This is a genomic window from Pseudomonas sp. ICBG1301 (genome assembly GCF_016918385.1).
GTDB lineage: Bacteria > Pseudomonadota > Gammaproteobacteria > Pseudomonadales > Pseudomonadaceae > Aquipseudomonas > Aquipseudomonas palleroniana.
This window is the reverse complement of sequence record NZ_JAEKGB010000002.1, coordinates 173,052-194,413: the sequence shown is the minus strand read 5'-3', so window position 1 is coordinate 194,413 and position 21,362 is coordinate 173,052. Positions and strand designations below refer to the sequence as shown.

The following is a 21,362-nucleotide window of genomic DNA, read 5'->3' as shown; positions in this document are numbered from 1 at the left end:
AACATGCGACCAACGACACGCTACTTCACCCTCATCCCGGTACTCGGCGCCCTGGCGGTACCGGCCATGGCCTATCAGGTCACCGACAACCTCGACCTTGGCGGCGCCGTGCGTGCGCGCTGGGACTACGATCCGGACCGCGATATTCAAAAGTTCGGGCTCGACACCGTGTTTCTCAGCGCCAAGTACAACTCCGACACCTGGATTGGTGAGGCACAGTACCGATTTTATGGGCGCTCTTACCCTTACCAGTACACCAAGAATTACGGCGACATCCAGTTCGCCAAATTCGCCTGGGTAGGTTACAAGTTCAACCCGGACCAGCAAGTGCAAGTGGGCTTGAACACCGTGCCGTTCGGCTTGCAGCCGTATTTCGGCAGTACCTTCTATGAAACCCTGGGCAACGTGATCGGCCTGGAAGATGTGCAACAGGTCGGCACCAAGTACATCCAGCAAAGTGGCGACTGGAACATCCAGGCCGGTTATTACCTGCGCCCGGCGTGGCAAGGCAAAGGCACCAGCAAGGGCGTGACCTATTCCAGTGTGATTTCCGAAGCCGACAGTTATGTCGCCGACGGCAGCAATAACCAGGAGCGCAACACCGTGGTGGTGCGCGTCGCCAAAGCCATGGACCTGGGCGGCTGGAAATCCGAAGTCGGCCTGTCGGGCCTGACCTCGACCCTGGAAAACAAGGACACCGGCAATGACGGCCGACGCAACGCCGTAGCCATCCACTACCTGGGCAAAAACGGTCCATGGGGCCTGCAGTTGCAGGCGGCGCGCCAACAGATGTCACCGCGCAACGAGGGCACCAATGGCGTGGTCACACTGGGCGGTTATGACGGCACCTTCAACGTCGCCAGCCGCGGCAATCTGTATGTAGCGGACCTGAGTTATGACGTGGCCGGCAAATACCTGTTCGACCAGATCAGCGGCGTGAAGCTGTATGCCAACTACAGCGCTTTCGACAAATCCGACGATGCCTTCAAGACCTCGCAACGAGTGATCCTCGGTACCTCGTTTTCGTTCAGCAAGTTGTGGATCGCCACGGAGTGGTTGATCGGCAAGAACGACCCCTACATCGGTGGCAGCAGCTACACCCAGAGCCTGGGCGCAGGGGGCAGTAACCAGTGGGAAAATCAGCTGTACATGAACATCGGTTACTACTTCTAATAGGCGGCGTCAGCACTGACGCCATCGGGGGCAAGCCCCCTCCCACATTTGATCGGCGGCGCGGTCAAAAATGTGGGAGCTGGCTTGCCTGCGATGAGGCTAGTGAAAACACTATAAAAACAATGTGTGGAACCCGAACCATGCGCCACCTCCCTGCACTCAACATGCTTCGCGTCTTCGAAGAAGTCGCTCGCCACCGCAGCTTCAGCCAGGCCGCCGTGGGCCTCAATGTCACCCAAGGCGCAGTCAGCCGCCAGATCAAGCAGCTGGAAGACTACCTGGGCGTAGCCCTGTTCGTCCGCACGCCCCAGGGCCTGTCCCTGACCGAGGCCGGCTTCGCCTTGTCGCCACACCTGAGCGACGCCTTCGACCATATCGAACGCGCCCTGCAGGCCGTGCGCGTACCCAACCTGCGCCAGCGCCTGCGTGTCGTTGCACCACCGACCTGGGCCACACGCTGGCTGTCGGCGCGCTTGCGCGGGTTCTGTGAGCACTATCCGGATATCAACCTCAGCGTCACCCACCAGAGCCACCAGGAGAGCCTGGCCGAGATCGACTGCCGCATTCGCTTCGGTCTGGACGCAGACCCGCATTGGCACAGTGAGTTATTGGTGATGGAGCGCCATATCGCCGTAGCCAGCCCGGAGCTGTTTATCGACGGCCAACCGCCCGACCTGCGACGCTTCCCGCTGCTGCATATCCTGCACGACGGCAAGCGTTTGAAAGTCTGGGAAAACTGGCTGGCGGCGATGGGCCGAGACGATATCGATGCGGGCCGGGGCCTGGAATTCAGCACCCTGGACCAAGTGATCCACACCGCCCTGGCCGGCGGTGGGCTGGCGGTGATCGACCGGCAAATGATCGAGCGCGAACTCGCCAACGGCAGTTTGCTGCCGATCACCCCGGTGGAGGTGATCGGGCCGTATGGCTATTGGCTGGATGTGGCAGCGGACAAGCAGGGGTTATCCAAGGTTGGTCTGTTTACTGAGTGGTTGGGGCGTGTGAGCAATCCCTGACAGGCACTCACCCACCCCGGATACACCTACACCCTGACAGCATTCGCCCTTTTCACGCCGACCACCGCGTGCTGATCGACCGGGCTCTGCGCCTTGCACGCCTGGCTCAGCGTCAGCGCTTTGGTTTCCGGGGCCCAGGCCCAGGAAATGATTGCGCCGAACACCAGGATCGCCGCCAGAATGCCCATGGTCGGGCTCAAGCCGATCCCGGCCACGCTGACCGGCAACAGGAACGTACTGATCGCCGAGCCCAAACGGCTGACCGCAGTCGCCAGACCGATGCCGCTGGCACGTACCTCGGTGGGAAAGCTTTCCGCCGGAAACACACCCACCAGATTGCTGACCGCCGACAACACCAGCGTAAACACGCCAAACGTCAGCACCATCAACCACGCCAGGCTACCCGGCAATACCGCCAGCAGGAATAGTGCCGCCGCGAGGATGATGAACGAGTTGATCAGAAAGCCACGGCGCGAGAACTTCACCGTGCACCAGATACCGAGCAGCGCGCCGACAATCAGCAACAAGTTGAGCAGCAACTCAGTGCCGAACCCTTGGGACAACCCCATCTTCTGCAGGATCGATGGCAAGAACGTGTAGATCGCAAAGTACGGCATCACGATGCACACGAAGAACAGGCAGTTGAACGCCGTGCGCTTGCGGTATTCACGGCTGAACAACACGCCATAGCCGGAGCGGGTCTGCGCGGACGGTTCTTCATCCAGCAGCACGTGCTCGCCCAGGTGTTTTTTGACAATGGCGCGGGCTTCGGCGATGCGCCCACGGTTGACCAGCCAGCGCGGCGATTCCGGGGTGCCGATGCGGGCAAGCAGGATCAACCCGGCGGGGATCGCCGAAGACGCCAGCATCCAGCGCCAGGCGTCGTCGCCGAGGCTGAGCATGGCGGTGCCGACAAAGGTCGCGGCCACATAGCCGAAGGTCCAGATCACACTGAACGAGCCGAGCAGCACACCGCGATGTTTCTTCGGTGAAAACTCGGCAAGCATGGCGTGGCCCACGCTGAAATCGCCGCCCAGGCCGATGCCGATCAAGATACGACACAGCAACAGGCTTATGGCCGTTTCAACAAAGAACTGCATCACCGACGCTACGGTGATCAGTACGAAGCTGACCAGGAAGATTTTCTGCCGGCCGAGGGTGTCGGAGATCCAGCCGAAAAACAGGCTGCCCAAAAACAGACCGATCAGGGCCGAAGCACCGATCAAGCCTTGCCAGAAGGCGTCGAGTTGCATTTGTGGGCTGAGCAAGGTGAAAGCGATACCGATCAGGCCAAGAATATAGCCGTCGGTGAAATGCGCGCCGAAGGTCAGGCCGGCAATCTTGAGGTGAAACCGACCGATCGGCAGATCGTCGATTTTGACGGGTTGTACAGTCATGGTGTTCTCCATATTGTTGTTTTTGACGGAGTAACAGCCGGTGCCCCTGCGGGCACCGGTTCAAATCAGAGGCTACAGGCCTCCCATCAACAGGTATTTGATCTCCAGATAATCCTCCAGGCCGTACTTGGAACCCTCACGGCCGAGGCCCGACTCCTTGATACCGCCAAACGGCGCGACTTCAGTGGAAATGATCCCTTCGTTGATGCCGACCATGCCCGCCTCCAAGCCCTCGGCCATGCGCCAGACGCGGCCGATATCGCGGCTGTAGAAGTAGGCGGACAAGCCGAACGGCGTGTCATTGGCCCGTTGCAGCACCTCGGCTTCGTCCGTGAAACGAAAGCACGCCGCCACGGGGCCGAAGGTTTCTTCCTGAGCGATCAACATGTCGCCATTGGCTTCAGTGAGAATCGTCGGCTCAAAGAAGGTGCCGCCCAGTGCATGGCGACGGCCGCCGCAGAGCAGCTTGGCGCCCTTCTCCAACGCGTCGCCCACGTGGGCTTCGACCTTGGCCAAGGCGGCTGCGTTGATCAGCGGGCCTTGCTCGGTGTCGCCGTCCAACGCACTGCCCACACGCATGGCGCTGACCGCTTCGGCCAATTTACGGGTAAAGGCCTCGTACACGCCGTCCTGGATATAGAAGCGGTTGACGCACACGCAGGTCTGCCCGGTGTTACGGAACTTGGAGGCCATGGCACCTTTGACGGCGGCGTCCAGGTCAGCATCGTCGAACACGATAAACGGCGCATTGCCGCCCAGTTCCAGCGAGACTTTTTTCAGCGTGTCGGCGGCCTGGCGCATCAGCAGTTTGCCGGTGCGAGTGGACCCGGTGAACGACAGCTTGCGCACAACGCCAGACGCTTGCAGCGCACCACCAATGGCGACGGCGTCACCCGAAACGATGTTGAATACACCGGCTGGAATACCCGCCTGCTCGGCCAGCACCGCCAAGGCAAAAGCCGACAACGGCGTTTCTTCCGACGGTTTGAGGATCATCGTGCAACCGGCCGCCAGTGCCGGGCCGACTTTGCGGGTGACCATCGCCAGGGGAAAATTCCACGGCGTGATCGCAGCCACGACACCAATCGCTTCCTTGGTCACGATGATGCGTGCATCAGCCTTGTGGGTCGGGATCACATCGCCATAGGCGCGCTTGGCTTCTTCGGCGAACCACTCCAGAAAGCTTGCCGCATAGACCACTTCGCCCATGGCTTCGGCCAGGGGTTTGCCCTGTTCCAGGCTGAGCAGCTGAGCCAGGTCTTTCTGGTTGCCCAGCATCAGCTCGCTCCAGCGCTTGAGGCGCTGGCTGCGCTCCTTGGCGGTGAGCTTGCGCCAGGCCGGCAAGGCACGGTGGGCAGCATCGATGGCCAGCTGGGTTTCTTCAGCGGCGGCGCGCTGCACATCAACGATCAGCGCGCCATTGGCCGGGTTGAGTACCGGATAGGTGGGGCCACCGCTGGACCATTGGCCATCGATGTAGTTGCCAGTACGGATCAGCGGGTTCATGCCACGGCCTCGGTCAGGTTGAAACGGTCCAGGCCCGGGCGGGCCTCACGCAGGATGCGCTTGCCGGCGGTGTAGTCATTGATCACATCGCACGGGGTGTAGTTGCGCTCCAGTTCGTGCAGTTCTTCGGCATCCAGGCGGGTGTCGAGGGCCGCCAGCGCACTGTCGAATTGCGCGGTGGTATCGGCGCCGACCAGCATGACGTCGACGCCAGGATGGTTGGCGACCCACGCCTGGGCGATCTGCGCGTTGGACACGCCACGGGCACGGGCCACACGCTGTACCGAATGGGCGATATCGAACGAGGCCTGGTCGCTGTACATCTGCTGGGTAAAGAAATCGGTCTGGTTGCGCGTCGATTGCACCTCACCCGTGAGCAAACCACGCGCCAGCGGGCTGAACACCGAGACGCCCAGGCCCTGGTCTCGGCAGAACGGGATCATCTCGCGCTCTTCTTCACGGTAGGCGCAGTTCAGTTGCAACTGCATGTTGATCGGCTTGACCCAACCGTTGCGCTCGCAGGCCATCAGTATTTTGGCAAGCTGCCCCGTGAGCATGGTCGACACGCCAATGTAGCGGGCCTTGCCGGAGCGCACGATGTCGTTGAGCGCACACATCGTCTCTTCCACCGGGGTGTTCACGTCAAAGTAATGCAGCATGAACACATCGACGTAATCCATGCCCAGACGGCTCAGCGACGCGTCGATGCTGTCCATGATGTGCTTGCGCGAGTGGCCACTGGCGTTGATACCGCTGCGGGTGCCGTAGCCGACCTTGGTGGTGACCACGATCTCGTCACGTCGCGCCACGCGCTTGAGGATGCGCCCAACCACTTCTTCGCCGACACCGGCGGAGTAGAAGTCGGCCAGGTCAATGAAGTTGACGCCGTTGGCCAGGGCATGGGCGACGATCGGCTCGCTTTGCTTTTCGTCGAAAATCCACGGTTTCCAGTCCGGGGTGCCCATGTTCATGGTGCCCAGGCACAGGCGTGAGACTTGCAGGCCGGAGTTGCCCAAACGGATGTATTGCATGGCAGTCTCCTCAGGCTTTCGGCGTGTAGAAAGGATTGCTGATGTGATTGACCACATCGGCCAACTGCGCGGTGTACGGCGTGCCATTCAGGGCGGCGCGGATCGCGGTGCGACAGGCGTTGTAGTTGTTCAGGTAGACGGCGTCCAGATCATCGCAGGCCGGGTTGACCCAGTTGGCGGTGACAATCGCCCATTCGTCTTCGGCCTCGGCCGGCAAGGTGCCGTCCAGCAACGCCTCAAGCACCGCTTTGGCGATCCCGGCCTGGGACGCACCCCAGGTGGCATTGCCGTGCAGGTCGCTGCCGATGGCGGCTTTGTTGACGTAGAGGGTCATGGGTTTGACCGGGATGTTCGGCTGGGCGATCACCATGAACGGGCAATGGCCCTGGCTTGGCGACGCGAGGCTGTTGGCGAACGCCTGGCCGGCCGGGCCATTGCGTGGGCCGATGAGAATGTTGATATGGGCAGCATTGACGCCTGGGCCTTCGAAGCCTTCGCCGATGTACAGATCAAGTGCTTTCATTTTCGCAAACGCTCATTGTTGTTATGGGGAGCTTGTTGGCGAATTTTTAGCATTGAGCTTGGAAGCGGCCGTAACCATTAAAAGTCATGGGGGTGTGAGTTTTTCTCATAGCCCTGCGACCCCTGCGCGCATTCCTGCGCGTTGACCCCGCCTGCTACACACCATATAGTGTGCCCACAAACAGAACAGACCACTATATAGTGTGCAGAATTGGAATTTCCCCACCACACTCTGCGCAGTATTTCAATGCCATGAAGCCTGCAACCCCCTATTTTTTCGAGCACCAGGAAGGAGAATTTCAATGCTGAGTTGGGATGAAGTCGACAACGAAGACACCGGTGCAGCGGTGATCAGGGGCGCCAACGCCGGCCACGCCACCGAAGCCAACATGGACCGCCTCGACGGCGCCGGCGCTGCCGCCGCAGTTGAAGCCCGCGCCGTCACCGCCAGTGACTCCGCCGCCATCGTGCGCGCCAAGGCCGCCCTCGACAAACTCGACATCGCCGAAGGCCTCGCCGAACTCGAAGGCGCCTCCGCCCGCGTCGCCGTTGACGAAAAACGCATGATCAACTGCCGCGCCGACCTCAACCAGCTCGTGCCTTTCAAGTACGACTGGGCCTGGCAGAAGTACCTCGACGGCTGCGCCAACCACTGGATGCCGCAAGAGGTCAACATGACCGCCGACATCGCCCTGTGGAAAAACCCCGAGGGCCTGACCGACGACGAACGCCGCATCGTCATGCGCAACCTCGGCTTCTTCTCCACCGCCGACTCGCTGGTCGCCAACAACCTGGTGCTGGCCGTGTACCGCCTGATCACCAACCCGGAGTGCCGCCAGTACATCCTGCGCCAGGCCTTCGAAGAAGCGATCCACACCCACGCCTACCAGTACTGCATCGAATCGCTGGCCATGGATGAAGGTGAGATCTTCAACATGTACCACGAGATCCCATCGGTCGCCAAAAAAGCCGCCTGGGGCCTGAAATACACCCGCTCGATCTCCGATCCGAAGTTCGAAACCGGCACCGTCGAGACCGACAAGGAACTGCTGCGCAACCTGGTCGCCTACTATTGCGTGCTGGAAGGCATCTTCTTCTACTGCGGCTTCACCCAGATCCTGTCCATGGGCCGCCGCAACAAAATGACCGGCGTCGCCGAGCAGTTCCAGTACATCCTGCGCGACGAGTCGATGCACCTGAACTTCGGTATCGACGTGATCAACCAGATCAAAATCGAAAACCCACACCTGTGGGATGCCGAGATGAAGGAAGAAGCGACCCAGATGATCCTGCAAGGGACGCAGCTGGAGATCGAATACGCTCGCGACACCATGCCTCGCGGCGTGCTGGGGATGAACGCAGCGATGATGGAAGACTATTTGAAGTTCATCGCTAACCGTCGGTTGTCGCAGATTGGTCTTAAGGAAGAGTACCCAGGCACCACCAACCCGTTCCCGTGGATGAGCGAGATCATGGACTTGAAGAAAGAGAAGAATTTCTTCGAGACTCGGGTGATCGAGTACCAGACCGGCGGCGCGCTGAGCTGGGATTGATCAAGACGGATGCCCAATCAAACCATCAAGACGCCCTGCGTCGGCCTCTGCTCCACCGTTTACGGGGACCTGGTCTGCCGGGGCTGCAAGCGATATCACCATGAAGTGATCCAGTGGAACGGCTACAACGCCGAGGAGAAGCAGGCAGTCTGGCTGCGCCTGGAGCAACTGCTGGTGCAGGTAATGGCCAGCAAGCTGGAGGTATTTGACGCGTCTGTTCTGCGTCAGCAACTGGAAACCCGCAAGATCCGCTTCGTGCCGCACCAGTCGCCCTATTGCTGGGCATACCAGCTGATTGCCCGGGGGGCGCGGGTGATTTCCAAGTTGGAGGCCTATGGCCTGGCGTTGCTGCCGGAATTTCGTGAGCGCAGCCTGGCCGATCTGCGGGATGCGATTGACCGGGAGTTTTTCCTGCTGTCCGAAGCGCATTACGAGCGGTATATCGCGCCACGATTTCTGCAGGACGCATTCGAGCCGGCGTTGATCGCCACAGTCTGACCCGCAACACAAATAAAATGTGGGAGGGGGCTTGCTCCCGATGGCGGTGTGTCAGTCGATATATTTGTGACTGATACACCGCCATCGGGAGCAAGCCCCCTCCCACATGGGTTTTCAGGCGATCCAGGACGGGTCACGCTCCGCCTGCAAGCCATATCGCTCAATCGCCTGCCGGCACACTTCGCGCTGCAAACTGCCCTGCTCCACCAACGCCGTCAGCGCCGCCAGCACGAGGTGATGGCGGTCCACCTCAAAGAAATCCCGTAGCGCCGCCCGTGTATCACTGCGCCCAAAGCCGTCGGTGCCGAGCACGGTGTAGCTGGAGTCCAGATACGAGCCCACCATCTGCGGCACGGCCCGTACATAGTCGGACACCGCGATCACCGGCGCGCCTTTGGGCAAGCATTCGGCCAGGTGACTGACACGTTTGACGCCCTGCGGATGCAAGCGATTCCACCGTTCCACCTCCCGTGCATCCCGGGCCAACTCGCTGAAACTGGTCACGCTGAACACTTCGCTCGCCACCTGCCAATCGTCCGCCAGCAGTTGTGCCGCCGCCTGGACCTCGCGCACCAGCGTACCAGCCCCGAGCAGGCGCACTTGTGCCTCGGCAGCGCCTTCCAGGCGATACATACCCTTGATGATCGCCGCTTGCACGCCCACCGGCAGGCTGGGCTGAGGGTAGCTTTCGTTCATCAGGGTCACGTAGTAGAACTCATCCACATCCTGCTCGAGCATTTGCCGCATGCCGTGGTCGAGGATCACTGCGAACTCGCCGGCAAACGCCGGATCGTAGGCGCGACAATTGGGCACGGTGGCCGCCGTGAGGTGGCTGCTGCCGTCCTGATGCTGCAAGCCTTCGCCCCCCAGGGTGGTGCGCCCGGCGGTAGCCCCCAGCAGAAAGCCCCGGGCGCGTTGATCGGCGGCGGCCCAGATCAGGTCGCCGACGCGCTGGAAGCCGAACATCGAGTAATAGATGTAGAACGGCAGCATGCGCAGACCGTGCACCGAATAGCTGGTGGCCGCCGCGACCCAGGAGCTGATGGCGCTGGCTTCGCTGATGCCTTCTTCAAGGATTTGCCCGTCGGTGGCTTCGCGGTAGCTGAGGATCGACCCGATGTCTTCCGGCTCGTAACGCTGGCCGACGCTGGAATAAATACCGATCTGCTTGAACAGATTGGCCATGCCGAAGGTACGCGCCTCGTCCGCCACGATGGGCACGATGCGCGGGCCGAGCGCCTTGTCCTTGAGCAGGTTGGTGAGCATGCGCACAAAGGCCATGGTCGTGGACATTTCCTTACCGTCGGCGCCAGTGGCGAAACCGGCGTAACCCGTCAGCGGCGGCACACTGACCGGCGCTGCCTGCTGGGCACGGCTCGGCACATAACCGCCCAAGGCTGCGCGGCGCTGGTGCAGGTAGCGCATTTCCAGGCTGTCATCGCCAGGTTTATAGAAGCTCAGGGATTCGGTCTGCTCATCCGTCAACGGCAAGCGAAAGCGGTCACGAAAGGCGATCAATGCCTCACGATCGAGCTTTTTCTGCTGGTGAGTGGTCATCTTGCCCTGCCCGGCCTCACCCATGCCAAAGCCCTTTTTGGTCTGGGCCAGGATCACCGTGGGCTTGCCTTTGACCCGGCGCGCGGCGTGGTAGGCCGCGTGGATCTTGAGCATATCGTGGCCACCCCGCTTGAGGCCGTCGATCTGTTCATCGCTCATGCCTTCGACCCGCTTGGCCATGGCCGCGCTTTGGCCGAAGAAGTGTTCGCGGTTGTAGGCACCGTCCTTGGCGGCGAACGTCTGAAATTGGCCGTCGACGGTGTTCGACAAGGTATCGACCAGCGAGCCGTCGGTGTCTTGGGCGAGCAAAGCGTCCCAGTCCGAGCCCCACACCAGCTTGATCACGTTCCAGCCGGCGCCGGCGAATAACGCCTCCAGTTCGTCGATGATCCGCCCGTTGCCCCGCACCGGGCCGTCGAGGCGTTGCAGGTTGCAGTTGACGACCCAGGTCAGGTTGTCCAGCCCTTCACGGGCGGCCAGGGTCAGCGCCGACATGCTTTCCGGCTCGTCCATTTCACCGTCACCGAACACGCCCCACACGTGGCGGTCGGTGGTGTCCTGCAGGCCGCGGTGCTGCAGGTAGCGCATGAAACGCGCCTGGAAAATCGAACTGATGGGGCCGATGCCCATGGAGCCGGTGGGGAACTGCCAGAAGTCCGGCATCAACCAAGGGTGCGGATAGCTGCAAAGGCCGCGTGCGCCGGATTTTGCGCCGCCCAGTTCCTGGCGATAGTGTGCCAGGTCGTTTTCGCTCAAGCGCCCCTCAAGGAAGGCCCGGGCATAGATGCCTGGCGCGGAATGCGGCTGGTAGAACACCAGATCACCGCCAAAATGCTCGTTGCGGGCACGGAAAAAGTGATTGAAGCCCACTTCGAACAAATCCGCGGCACTGGCGTAGCTGGCGATATGGCCACCCAGTTCACCGTAGGCCTGGTTGGCCCGCACCACCATGGCCAAGGCATTCCAGCGCACCCACGAGGCCAGGCGCTCTTCGGTGGCCAGGTCGCCGGGAAAGGCCGGCTGCTGCTCGACGCTGATGCTGTTGATATACGGCGTGCCGTGGCGCGGCTTCCAGTCGATGTGCGGCGCACTGCCCTCGCGCGCGAGCAGGTCGAGGATCTGCCGCGCCCGCGCAGGCCCGGCGTGGGAGGCCAGTGAAGCCAGGGCGTCACGCCATTCGTCCAGCTCTTGCTGATCCAACGCCGTGTGATTGACTGCACTTGCGAAACCGTTCATGAGCACCTCCGGGCTTTTTTTCCAGTTTATGTGGGTGCTTGAGGATTTTTTGCCTGTTATCAGGCGCGGTTTGCAGCGGTTTGAGCATGAATCACTGCCAATCGGCTTTTTACCAGCACATCGTGCTCAAGCCCCCCGAAACCACCCAACTGTGTTTAAAATGCCGCCCGCTCAATGACCGACGCTCGACGATGACCCCAGACGCACTCGCCACCCTGCACGCTCACCTGCTCACCGCCCTGGCCAGCCCACCGGCGGAGACCCGCCGCCTGTTTCACGGCCGTGGCCGCTGCTGGCCGGGCCTGGAGCAACTGACCGTGGACTGGTTGCAAGGCGTGGTGCTGGTCGCGTTGTTCAAGGAGCCGGAGCCTGCCCAGCTGGAAGCCTTGAAACAGTTGCTGCAGACGCACTTGGGTGCTTACACCATCGCCCTGCAACACCGTTATCTGCCGCAAAGCACCACCGAATGGCTGGTGGGCGACGCGGTAGATGAGCTGACGATTACCGAAGGTGGCCTGCGCTACCTGATCGACCTGGGTAAAAAACAGAACAGCGGGCTGTTCCTCGATATGCGCTACGGCCGCAACTGGGTACGCGAACAGGCCACGGGCCAGCGGGTACTCAACCTGTTTGCCTATACCTGCGGGTTCTCGGTGGCGGCGATCGAAGGCGGCGCCGAACATGTGGTGAACCTGGACATGGCCCGTGGCGCCCTCAGCCGTGGCCGCGACAACCATCGCCTGAATGGACATGACCTGAGCAAAGTCACGTTTCTGGGCCACGACCTGTTCAAATCCTGGGCCAAGGTCATCAACGGCGGCCCCTACGACCTGGTGATCATCGACCCACCGTCGTTCCAGAAAGGCAGCTTTTTATTGACCAAGGACTATCAGCGCGTGTTGCGCCGCCTGCCGGATCTGCTTACAGCACAGGGCACGGTGCTGGCCTGCATGAACGACCCGGCCTTCGGCGAAGACTTCCTGATTGAGGGCGTAACTCGCGAAGCGCCGGGCCTGCGCTTTGTGGAACGCCTGGCAAACCCGCCGGAATTCCCCGACGTCGACCCTCAAAGCGGTTTAAAGGCCCTGGTGTTCCGTCAGGGCTGATGCCGAAACGTCTTACGCTTGCTACGCTAAGGGATACGCCGGGGTGGTGAACCTTATCCCCCCCTTCCCGGTCGATAACTGCATTCCCTGGCCAGACTCGACGGCGTCACGTTGTCGGCTGCCCTGTTTCACCTTTTGGAGATCCGCCCGTGATATCGACCCTGCATGTAGCCAGACTCAAAGCCTGGGGCGCCCACGGCTTTACCGCCACCGGTGTGGTGCTGGCTTTCCTGGCGACCCTGGCACTGCTGGAAAACTCGCCCAAGGCCTGTCTGCTGTGGCTGGGCCTGGCGCTGGTAGTCGATGGCGTCGACGGCTCGCTGGCGCGACGGGTCAATGTGAGCACGGTGTTGCCCAGCTTTGATGGCTCGGTGCTGGACCTGGTGATTGATTACCTGACCTATGTGTTCATTCCGGCCTTGTTTATCTACCGCTATATCGACCTGCCAGACTTTACCCATCTGTTTACGGTGTCGGTGATCCTGGTGTCGTCGCTGTTCTGCTTCTGCAATGTGAACATGAAGAGCAAGGACAACTACTTCGTCGGCTTCCCGGCTGCGTGGAACGTGGTGGCGTTGTGCGTGTATATCATCCAGCCCGAAGCCTGGGTCACCTTGTTGACGGTGATTGGCCTGGCGCTGCTGACCGTGACGCCGATGAAGTTTCTGCATCCGTTTCGAGTGAAGCGTTTCATGCCGCTGAATATCGCGGTGACCACGATCTGGCTGTTGTGCAGCTTTCTGATGGTGGTGGATTACCCGAATACCAACCCGTGGACGTTCGGGTTGTGGTCGCTGATGTCGGCTTATTTCCTCGGGATCTGCGTGTGGCGCACCGCGCTGGAATGGCTCGACAAACGCCACAGCTGATCACGCTCGAAAAAGTGGGAGGGGCTTGCTCCCTCCCACATTTGGATCTGGGTGCATCACACGGGTAAGATGACCGCCTCTCGCTTAGCGCCCTGCCAATAATAAGCCCTGCCCATGCCCTTCGAACTCAGCGTTGACCTCACCACCCTAGCTATTCTCGCCGTCGTAGCCTTCATTGCCGGTTTCATCGACGCCATCGCCGGCGGCGGCGGGCTGCTCACCACGCCGGCCCTGCTCACCGCCGGCATGCCGCCGCACCTGGTGTTGGGCACCAACAAACTCAGCTCGACCTTCGGCTCCGCCACGGCAAGCTTCACCTTCTATCGACGCAAGCTGTTCAACCCGCGCCAGTGGGTGCACGCCATCATCGGTACGCTGGTCGGCGCGCTGACCGGTGCCGTGGTCGCCCACTACCTGCCTGCCGAAACCCTGAACAAAATGCTCCCGGTGATCGTGTTCGCCTGTGGCGTGTACCTGCTGTTCGGCGGCACCCCCAAGGCACCGCTGGATGCCGATGCACCGATCAAGAAGAAATGGCAAGCCACCCAAGGTTTCGGCCTGGGCTTCTACGACGGCGTGGCCGGCCCCGGCACCGGTGCGTTCTGGACGGTGAGCACCATGCTGCTGCACCCGATCGACCTGGTGAAGGCCAGCGGCGTGGCGCGCAGCATGAACTTCGTGAGCAATGCGGCGGCGTTGACGGTGTTTATCATCAATGGCTCGGTGGACTGGATCGTCGGCCTGGCCATGGGCCTTTCGGTGATGTGCGGCGCGTTCTTTGGCGCGCGCAGCGCGATCAGCGGCGGCGCCAAATTCATTCGGCCGGTGTTTATCACCGTGGTGCTCGGCCTGACGGTACGCCTAGCCTGGCAGCACTGGTTCAGCGTGGCCTAGACGACGCGCCAGGTAGAGGTCGATCAGGTAACGCGCAATCGAGCGTGAGGCCGGCAACGGCGGTAGCTCATGGATGTTGAACCACTGCGCATCTTCGATTTCGTCGGCCTGGGGCACGATATCGCCCCCGGCGTATTCGGCATGGAACCCCAGCATCATCGAATGCGGGAACGGCCAGCATTGGCTGCCCATGTACTGGATGTTCTTGACCTCCACCTGCACCTCTTCGCGCACCTCGCGGATCAGGCAGTCTTCGGCCGACTCGCCCGGCTCGGCAAACCCGGCCAGGGTACTGTAGACGCCCGTGACAAAGCGCGGCGAACGCGCCAGTAGAATCTCGTCGCCACGGGTCACCAGCACGATCATGCTCGGCGAGATCCGTGGGTAGCTGCGCAGGTCGCAGGCCTGGCAATACATCGCACGCTCGCGTGGCACCTGGACCATGGCCTGGCCGCAGCTGCCGCAAAACCGGTGCTCCCGCGCCCAGGTGCCGATCTGCGCGGCGTAGCCCAGCACTTTGTACAGCGTGTGATCACCTTGCAGCATAAAGCCGCGCAAGCCCTGCCAACTGCAACCCGGCACCTGGGCGGCCGAGTTGAGTTCCAGCAAGTACACCGGTTCACCGTCGAGGTGGCCGATGCCATGCTCGGCGAACACCGACAGGTCCTGGCGCTTGAGCCACTCCCTGGGAAACAGCGGGCCATTGCTGTCATGCAAAAAGCCGTCACGGCTGCGGGCGACGGCCCAGCCGCCTGGCGTGTCGTTGTCGAGCAGGGTTGTGGTAATCCAGCCTGGGGTCATGTCAGTCAATCCACGAATTCGGGTTTCTGCTTACTCATGTGGGCCGCAATGGCCACGCGCAGGTCGTTGGATTGCAACATAGCCGCGTTCCAGGTGGCAACGTATTCCAGACCATCATTGATCGTGTGATCACGCATGTAGCTGATCATGGCCTTGGTGCCGGTCACGGCAATCGGCGACTTGGCGGCGATCTCATGGGCGATTTCCATCACCCCGGCCAGCAGGCTTTCCGGGTCGGCATACACACGATTGACCAGGCCGATGTCACGCGCTTCTTCGGCTCCGAACTGGCGGCCGGTGTAGGCCAACTCGCGCAGCATGCCGTCACCGATAATGCGCGGCAGGCGCTGCAAGGTGCCGACGTCGGCGGCCATGCCGATGTCGATTTCCTTGATCGAGAACTGCGCCCCTTCGGCGGCATAGCGCATGTCACAGGCGCTGATCAGGTCGATGGCACCGCCGATGCAATAACCCTGGATCGCCGCCAATACCGGTTTACGGCAATTGTCGACGGCATTGAACGAGGCTTGCAGTTCGAGAATCTTGCGCCGCAGCAGACGTGCGTTGCGCCCGACATCCTTGCCGAACTCGTTGGCCACCGAGGCGAGCATCATCAAGTCGATGCCCGACGAGAAATGCTTGCCTGCGCCGCTGAGCACCACCGCACGTACGGCATCGGTGTCTTCGATCCATTGGAAGATGTCGATGATTTCGGTCCAGAACGCCGCGTTCATCGCGTTGATCTTTTCCGGGCGGTTGATCTGCACATGGGCAACGTTGCCGGTGAGTTCGACGACGAAAGCTTGGTATTCGGACATGGCAGTGATCCCTGACTGGCGAGTGATAAGGCTCGAACTATAACAAGGGTGCGCGACGGCGCATCGGCCAAAAACGGGACTGGCAAAGTAATGCAATGTTGCAGGCGCGCCCTGCATGCAGTACCGATACATTTCATCCCGCAGACGCGACTGATCGGTTATACCATCAGGGCCCTCGCCTGGAGCAACCTTATGCCGCCCACGTTTCGTTCGTCGCTGACGCTGGCCCTGGTGGTCGTGTTGACCGGTATCGGCGCGGGTTTGGGCGGGATGTGCCTGGCGCTGTTGCTGCACGGCATTCAACACCTGGCGTACGGCTACAGCCTCGACAGCCTGGTCAGCCATCAAACCTTTTTGTGGGGCGTGACCGCCGCGACACCCGAACGCCGCCTGCACGTGCTGATGGTGTGCGGGGTGGTGGCCGGGCTGGGCTGGTGGACGCTCTATCGCTATGGCCGCCCGCTGGTGAGCGTCAAGCAGGCCGTGTCGGCAAGCCTGCCGATCATGCCGGCCAAGACCACCCTCGCCCACGCCGTCTTGCAGATCATCACGGTGGCGCTCGGCTCGCCCCTGGGCCGTGAAGTGGCGCCCCGTGAGGTTGGCGCGCTGGCCGCCACGTGGCTGTCCCAACGCGCACGACTAACGCCGGAGATGCACCGGCTGCTCGTCGCCTGTGGTGCGGGCGCCGGGCTGGCGGCGGTGTATAACGTACCGTTGGGCGGCGCGGTGTTTGTGCTGGAAGTGCTGGTGGGCGCATTCAGCTGGCCGGCCGCACTGATGGCGTTGGCCACGTCGGCTATCGGCGCAGCGGTGGCATGGCTCGGGCTGGGGGCGGAAGCGCAATACGTCGTGCCGCACTTTGTGCTGAGCCCGGCGCTGATCGCCTGGGCCGTGGTGTGCGGACCGGTGTTCGGCGTGGCCGCCTACGCCTTTACCCGCCTGACCGGCGCCGCCAGGGCCCATGCGGCACGTGGGTGGCGCCTGCCGGTGCTGGCGCTGCTCAACTTCAGCCTGATTGGCGGGTTGGCCATGCTGCTGCCGCAGATCCTCGGCAACGGCAAAGGCCCGGCGCAACTGGGCTTCGATAATGAACTGGGCATAGGCCTGGCCGCCGTGTTGCTGGTCGCCAAGGTGCTGGTCACCGCTGCCAGCTTGCGCGCCGGCGCCGAGGGCGGCCTGCTGACACCCGGCCTGGCCAATGGCGCATTACTGGCGATCATCCTGGGCGGTGCCTGGAGCCTGGTGCTCCCCGGCGTACCGCTGGGTGCCTTTGCAATCATCGGCGCGGCGGCCTTCCTGGCGGCCAGCATGAGCATGCCGTTGACCGCCATTGTGCTGGTGGCGGAATTCACCCGTATCGAGCATGACTTTCTGGTGCCGATCATCCTGGCCGTCATCGGCTCGGTGTGCGTGAGCAAGCTGTGCCAACGCGGGGAAAACACTGGAAAAAAGCCCGCCTAAGCGCCATCCTTCGCGCTCTAAGCTGCCCACCCGCAGCGCTCGACGCTTAAAGGATATGCCCATGCACGCCCAACCCCTCGCCCCCGCCGATTTCGAATTCGTCGAAGACACCCTGCTCAAGTACGGCGACGATCATTCGGTGCTGAACCTGGCCGAACTCGACGGCTATTTCACGGCGTTGGTCTCCAGCCCCGCGCAGGTGGAAGTCGGCGAATGGTTTCCGGCGATCTGGGGTGGGCAAAATCCCGACTGGGAAAGCGTGGACGAGGCCCAGCGCTTCCTGGAACTGTGCGTACGGCATATGAATACACTGGCGGCGCAGTTGGCGACCGACGCCCAGGCGTTCAAGGCACGTTTCGATGACACCGAACATCAGGGCCAAGCCGTCACGCTCGCCGAAGAGTGGTGCTTTGGTTACATCCGTGGTGCGGCCATCGGCAACTGGCCAGAGTTGCCGGCTGCCGAAGCCGCGGCGCTGGAGAAGATCTCCTGGTGCGCCGAGCAGGATAACTTCGAGTTGCCGGCAGACCTTGATGTAGGCGCCCATCAACAGCGGGTCAGCGAAATCGAACCGGCTGCGCGGGCGCTACATGATTACTGGTTGGCCAAGCGTTAAGCCGGCCTATTTGAAGTCCAGATCAAACGCCTGGTAGAACGCATTGCCGGTGTTGGCCACGATCCACATCAGCACCACCACGTGCCGGCCCTTCTTGCCCTTGGGCAGCGTCACCTGATGCTCGACCTTGGCTTTGAGCGCGTCGGCATGTTGGTAGTACGGCACTTGGGTGTAGAAATCCTCGAAAAACGGCTTGGCTTCCAACTGAGCGCGGCTGATGCGCTGTTTCGGGTCCCAGCCATCCTTGGTGATAAGCCAGCGGTAGCCCCGGGTGACGTGGGGCGCGGTGTATTCCCACTGCACCTTGAACACCTGGCCGGCCTCGACGTTCAACAACGGCCAGGTAAACGGCGTATTGAGCTTCTTGCTCATCTCTTCATCGGTGAAGTTGAGGCAGTCGCGATCGTCTGTCTTGCCGCCGCTCAGGATGTGCCCATCGGCAGGCGGCGTGACGCTCTGGTCATCGGTTTGATAGGGCGTGGGGAACGGCCCGGCGTTGAGTGCCGGGAAGTTCTTGCCACCTTCCATCTCGTTGACTTGCCAGTTGCCCAGCAGCCCGCGTTCTACCGCGACCGAGCCACGGCTGGCCGGGTTCACGACGCGACCATGCTTGAGTTGAGTCTGGGATTTGTTCATTTCAGTCACTCCTTGATTGAAAACTCCCCGGGATGGGGAGCGACCTGAACTTACCCCACCACCCGCGCTTGTCCACCGAGCCACAGCGTAAGAAAAGTTACATGGCACGCACGTCCCATTGAGCAGACGCATTTGTCCTGCGTCGGATTTGGGTATGTGCCTACCTTGCAAGGGGGCATCCACCTACAGGTCTTGTCCTGGGACCGGTAGCTGCTCGAACCACCCGAGCACCGAGCGCACTGCGGAAAATGCCGCTGGGCGGTGATCCCCGCTCGACAAGCACTGCGCCTATACCCGATTATTCGGGTCCGCCCGTTGGCCGCGCCAGCCACCTTGCCTTGACCAGGAGCCTTGTACCTTGAGTTCGCAGAAAACCGTGACCGTGACACCGCCCAACTTCCCCCTGAACGGCAAGGTCGCGCCCCCCGGCTCCAAGTCCATTACCAACCGCGCCCTGTTGCTGGCGGCCCTGGCCAGGGGCACCAGCCGCCTGAGTGGTGCGCTGAAGAGCGATGACACCCGCCATATGTCGGTGGCGCTGCGCCAGATGGGCGTGACCATCGATGAGCCGGACGACACCACCTTTGTCGTCACCAGCACGGGCAAATTGCAGCTGCCTGCACAACCGTTGTTCCTCGGCAATGCCGGCACCGCCATGCGTTTTCTCACCGCCGCCGTGGCCACCGTGCAAGGCACCGTGGTACTGACCGGCGACGACTATATGCAAAAACGCCCGATCGGCCCGCTGCTGGCGACCCTTGGCCAGAACGGTATCCGCGTCGACAGCCCCACCGGCTGCCCACCGGTGACGGTACACGGCGTGGGCAAGGTGCAAGCCAAGCGTTTCGAGATCGATGGCGGTTTGTCCAGCCAGTACGTGTCGGCCCTGCTGATGCTCGCGGCCTGCGGCGAAGCACCGATAGACGTGGCGTTGACCGGCAAGGACATCGGCGCCCGTGGCTACGTGGACCTGACCCTGGACTGCATGCGGGCCTTCGGCGCGCAGGTCGAGGTGGTTGACGACAGCACCTGGCGCGTGGCTCCGACCGGCTATGCCGCGCATGACTACCTGATCGAACCCGACGCCTCCGCCGCCACCTATCTGTGGGCCGCTGAAGTGTTGACCGGTGGTCGCATCGATATCGGCGTGGCGGCGCAGGACTTCACCCAGCCGGACGCCAAGGCCCAGGCCGTGATCGCGCAATTCCCGAACATGCAGGCCGAGGTGGTCGGCTCGCAGATGCAGGACGCGATCCCGACCCTGGCGGTGCTCGCCGCCTTCAACAACACGCCGGTCCGCTTCACGGAACTGGCCAACCTGCGCGTGAAAGAATGCGACCGCGTACAGGCCCTGCACGACGGCCTCAACGAAATCCGCCCGGGCCTGGCGACCATCGAAGGCGACGATCTGTTGGTGGCAAGCGACCCGGCACTCGCCGGCACCGCATGCACGGCGCTGATCGACACCCACGCCGACCACCGCATCGCCATGTGCTTTGCCCTGGCCGGGCTGAAAGTCTCGGGTATCCGCATCCAAGACCCCGACTGCGTGGCCAAGACCTATCCTGAATACTGGAAGGCCCTGGGTAGCCTTGGGGTTACGCTGAGCTACTGAAGCCGGCGGCGTCGGAATGGGGAGGTCGTGCACATGACAATTCGCCAACCCTGCCCACCCGGCGCCTGCGTTTGCGATCGCGAACAATTGCTGGACGTGCCCGGTGCCGACTTACGTATCCTGCATCTGACGCGCCAGGAAGAGAAACGCCTGATCGAACGCCTCGAAGACCTCAAGAGCCTGCAAGACCTGGAACACATGCAACAGCGGATGTACGAGTTATTGGGCATCCGCCTGCATATCGCGCCGGGGCATACCGAGGTCAAGAGCATGCGCGGGATCCAGATCGTCATCGATGAACTGCCGGGTATGTGTCGCAAGACCCGGCAGGCAATCCCGGCGGCGATTCGTCGCGGCATGGAGAAACGCCCGGAAATTGCCTACCGCTTGCTGGATGCCCACGACCTGTTTCGCGAAGGCTGAATCAGCTGGCGACCGGCTCGTCCTCAAACACCCTCTGCCCGATGGCCTTCGCCGTCTGCAAATGCGCCTGCGCAGTGCCACTTTCCGATTCCAGCAACAGCTGCGATGTCACCACCTGCGCCCCGCAGTAATCAAAGATGCCGTAGTCGATTTGCGTGCGCATGGCCTGGGCGTAACCGTGCCGCTCAAACGCCCCCTCATCCGCCGCACCGACTGCGAGCAAGTGCACCTGCACATGGCGCAGCTTTTTCACCACCGACAAATCCGGGCCGTAATCGATCGCCCAACCGTTGACGAACACGCGGTCCACCCAGCCCTTGAGCAAAGCCGGCAACGACCACCAATAAATCGGAAACACCAGCACCAACGCATCCGCGCGGTCGATACGCGCCTGTTCGGCAAGCACGTCAGCCGGTGGGGTGGCACGGGCGCGATGTACCCGGTGATCGGCCAGGGTATAGCGCGGATCGAAGCCTTCGCCCGCAAGGTCAGCGATTTCATAGCTGTGCCCGGACGCAGTGAGGCCAGCAGCGACCTGCGCCGCCAGGCTGTGGGTGAGCGATGCCGGGTCGTGGTGAGCAACAACGATCAAAGCGTGCATGACAATGACTCCCTTTCGGTTTAGGCTGCATCT

General features: G+C 61.9%; 20 protein-coding genes. 11 read left to right on the top strand and 9 right to left on the bottom strand.

The features are described from left to right. Positions 1–3 precede the first annotated feature (3 nt). Together JBE38_RS04885 and JBE38_RS04880 are read left to right on the top strand one after the other, a co-directional pair. A complete protein-coding gene (locus JBE38_RS04885; protein ID WP_205343708.1) occupies positions 4–1,173 on the top strand; it encodes a hypothetical protein in 1,170 nt (389 codons plus the stop codon). A gap of 140 nt (positions 1,174–1,313) precedes the next feature. Next, positions 1,314–2,189: a LysR substrate-binding domain-containing protein gene (locus JBE38_RS04880; protein WP_090371324.1), complete on the top strand. Its 876-nt coding sequence runs from the start codon at positions 1,314–1,316 to the stop codon at positions 2,187–2,189. A gap of 26 nt (positions 2,190–2,215) precedes the next feature. On the opposite strand, the gene JBE38_RS04875 is transcribed toward JBE38_RS04880, so the two are convergent. The 4 genes from JBE38_RS04875 to fae form a co-directional block, all read right to left on the bottom strand. Beyond that, entirely contained in the window at positions 2,216–3,586 is a 1,371-nt protein-coding gene (locus JBE38_RS04875) for an MFS transporter (RefSeq protein ID WP_205343707.1), read from the bottom strand. 72 nt (positions 3,587–3,658) lie between these two features. Further along, complete coding sequence (locus JBE38_RS04870) at positions 3,659–5,092, bottom strand: NAD-dependent succinate-semialdehyde dehydrogenase (protein WP_090371327.1); 1,434 nt, start codon at positions 5,090–5,092, stop codon at positions 3,659–3,661. Further along, positions 5,089–6,123: an aldo/keto reductase gene (locus JBE38_RS04865; RefSeq protein WP_060752764.1), complete on the bottom strand. Its 1,035-nt coding sequence runs from the start codon at positions 6,121–6,123 to the stop codon at positions 5,089–5,091. The genes JBE38_RS04870 and JBE38_RS04865 overlap by 4 nt, the downstream gene beginning before the upstream one ends. 10 nt (positions 6,124–6,133) lie before the next feature. Next, the gene (fae, locus tag JBE38_RS04860) at positions 6,134–6,646 is read right to left on the bottom strand and encodes a formaldehyde-activating enzyme (protein WP_060752763.1); all 513 of its coding nucleotides are present in this window, start codon (positions 6,644–6,646) and stop codon (positions 6,134–6,136) included. Between the two features lie 301 nt (positions 6,647–6,947). Between fae and JBE38_RS04855 the strand changes: the two genes are divergently transcribed. Both JBE38_RS04855 and JBE38_RS04850 read left to right on the top strand, forming a co-directional pair. Beyond that, positions 6,948–8,198, top strand: coding sequence for a ribonucleotide-diphosphate reductase subunit beta (locus JBE38_RS04855; protein WP_205343706.1), 1,251 nt, complete (start codon positions 6,948–6,950; stop codon positions 8,196–8,198). Between the two features lie 9 nt (positions 8,199–8,207). Further along, positions 8,208–8,696, top strand: coding sequence for a DUF1289 domain-containing protein (locus JBE38_RS04850; protein ID WP_090371333.1), 489 nt, complete (start codon positions 8,208–8,210; stop codon positions 8,694–8,696). Between the two features lie 114 nt (positions 8,697–8,810). Here the strand turns inward: JBE38_RS04850 and mdeB are convergent, their stop codons facing one another. Next, positions 8,811–11,489: an alpha-ketoglutarate dehydrogenase gene (gene mdeB / locus JBE38_RS04845; protein WP_205343705.1), complete on the bottom strand. Its 2,679-nt coding sequence runs from the start codon at positions 11,487–11,489 to the stop codon at positions 8,811–8,813. A 191-nt stretch (positions 11,490–11,680) separates the two neighbouring features. Here mdeB and JBE38_RS04840 point away from each other — a divergent pair, with 191 nt between their 5' ends. The 3 genes from JBE38_RS04840 (at position 11,681) to JBE38_RS04830 (ending at position 14,358) form a co-directional block, all read left to right on the top strand. Further along, the gene (locus JBE38_RS04840; RefSeq protein ID WP_205343704.1) at positions 11,681–12,595 is read left to right on the top strand and encodes a class I SAM-dependent methyltransferase; all 915 of its coding nucleotides are present in this window, start codon (positions 11,681–11,683) and stop codon (positions 12,593–12,595) included. A 149-nt stretch (positions 12,596–12,744) separates the two neighbouring features. After that, positions 12,745–13,464, top strand: coding sequence for a phosphatidylcholine synthase (gene pcsA, locus JBE38_RS04835; protein WP_060757016.1), 720 nt, complete (start codon positions 12,745–12,747; stop codon positions 13,462–13,464). Between the two features lie 114 nt (positions 13,465–13,578). Continuing rightward, a complete protein-coding gene (locus tag JBE38_RS04830) occupies positions 13,579–14,358 on the top strand; it encodes a TSUP family transporter (RefSeq protein WP_060757017.1) in 780 nt (259 codons plus the stop codon). Here the strand turns inward: JBE38_RS04830 and nudC are convergent. Further along, positions 14,326–15,159, bottom strand: coding sequence for an NAD(+) diphosphatase (gene nudC, locus JBE38_RS04825; protein ID WP_060757018.1), 834 nt, complete (start codon positions 15,157–15,159; stop codon positions 14,326–14,328). The two genes, JBE38_RS04830 and nudC, sit on opposite strands and share 33 nt — an antisense overlap. 5 nt (positions 15,160–15,164) lie before the next feature. Then, entirely contained in the window at positions 15,165–15,977 is an 813-nt protein-coding gene (locus JBE38_RS04820; protein ID WP_060757019.1) for a crotonase/enoyl-CoA hydratase family protein, read from the bottom strand. Between the two features lie 192 nt (positions 15,978–16,169). On the opposite strand from JBE38_RS04820, the gene JBE38_RS04815 reads away from it, so the two are divergent. After that, entirely contained in the window at positions 16,170–17,438 is a 1,269-nt protein-coding gene (locus JBE38_RS04815; protein WP_205343703.1) for a chloride channel protein, read from the top strand. Positions 17,439–17,499: 61 nt separating this feature from the next. Next, entirely contained in the window at positions 17,500–18,054 is a 555-nt protein-coding gene (locus tag JBE38_RS04810) for a UPF0149 family protein (protein WP_060757021.1), read from the top strand. Positions 18,055–18,060: 6 nt separating this feature from the next. Here the strand turns inward: JBE38_RS04810 and JBE38_RS04805 are convergent, their stop codons facing one another. After that, the gene (locus tag JBE38_RS04805; RefSeq protein ID WP_205343702.1) at positions 18,061–18,690 is read right to left on the bottom strand and encodes a lytic polysaccharide monooxygenase auxiliary activity family 9 protein; all 630 of its coding nucleotides are present in this window, start codon (positions 18,688–18,690) and stop codon (positions 18,061–18,063) included. Between the two features lie 358 nt (positions 18,691–19,048). Here JBE38_RS04805 and JBE38_RS04800 point away from each other — a divergent pair, with 358 nt between their 5' ends. Next, positions 19,049–20,305 carry a 3-phosphoshikimate 1-carboxyvinyltransferase gene (locus JBE38_RS04800; RefSeq protein ID WP_205343701.1) on the top strand — a complete coding sequence of 419 codons (1,257 nt, stop codon included), beginning with the start codon at positions 19,049–19,051 and terminating at the stop codon, positions 20,303–20,305. Positions 20,306–20,338: 33 nt separating this feature from the next. After that, on the top strand, positions 20,339–20,728 hold the full coding sequence (locus tag JBE38_RS04795; RefSeq protein ID WP_060757024.1) for a hypothetical protein: 390 nt from the start codon (positions 20,339–20,341) through the stop codon (positions 20,726–20,728). 1 nt (position 20,729) lies between these two features. On the opposite strand, the gene JBE38_RS04790 is transcribed toward JBE38_RS04795, so the two are convergent. Further along, the gene (locus tag JBE38_RS04790; RefSeq protein WP_205343700.1) at positions 20,730–21,329 is read right to left on the bottom strand and encodes an NAD(P)H-dependent oxidoreductase; all 600 of its coding nucleotides are present in this window, start codon (positions 21,327–21,329) and stop codon (positions 20,730–20,732) included. Positions 21,330–21,362: the final 33 nt, after the last annotated feature.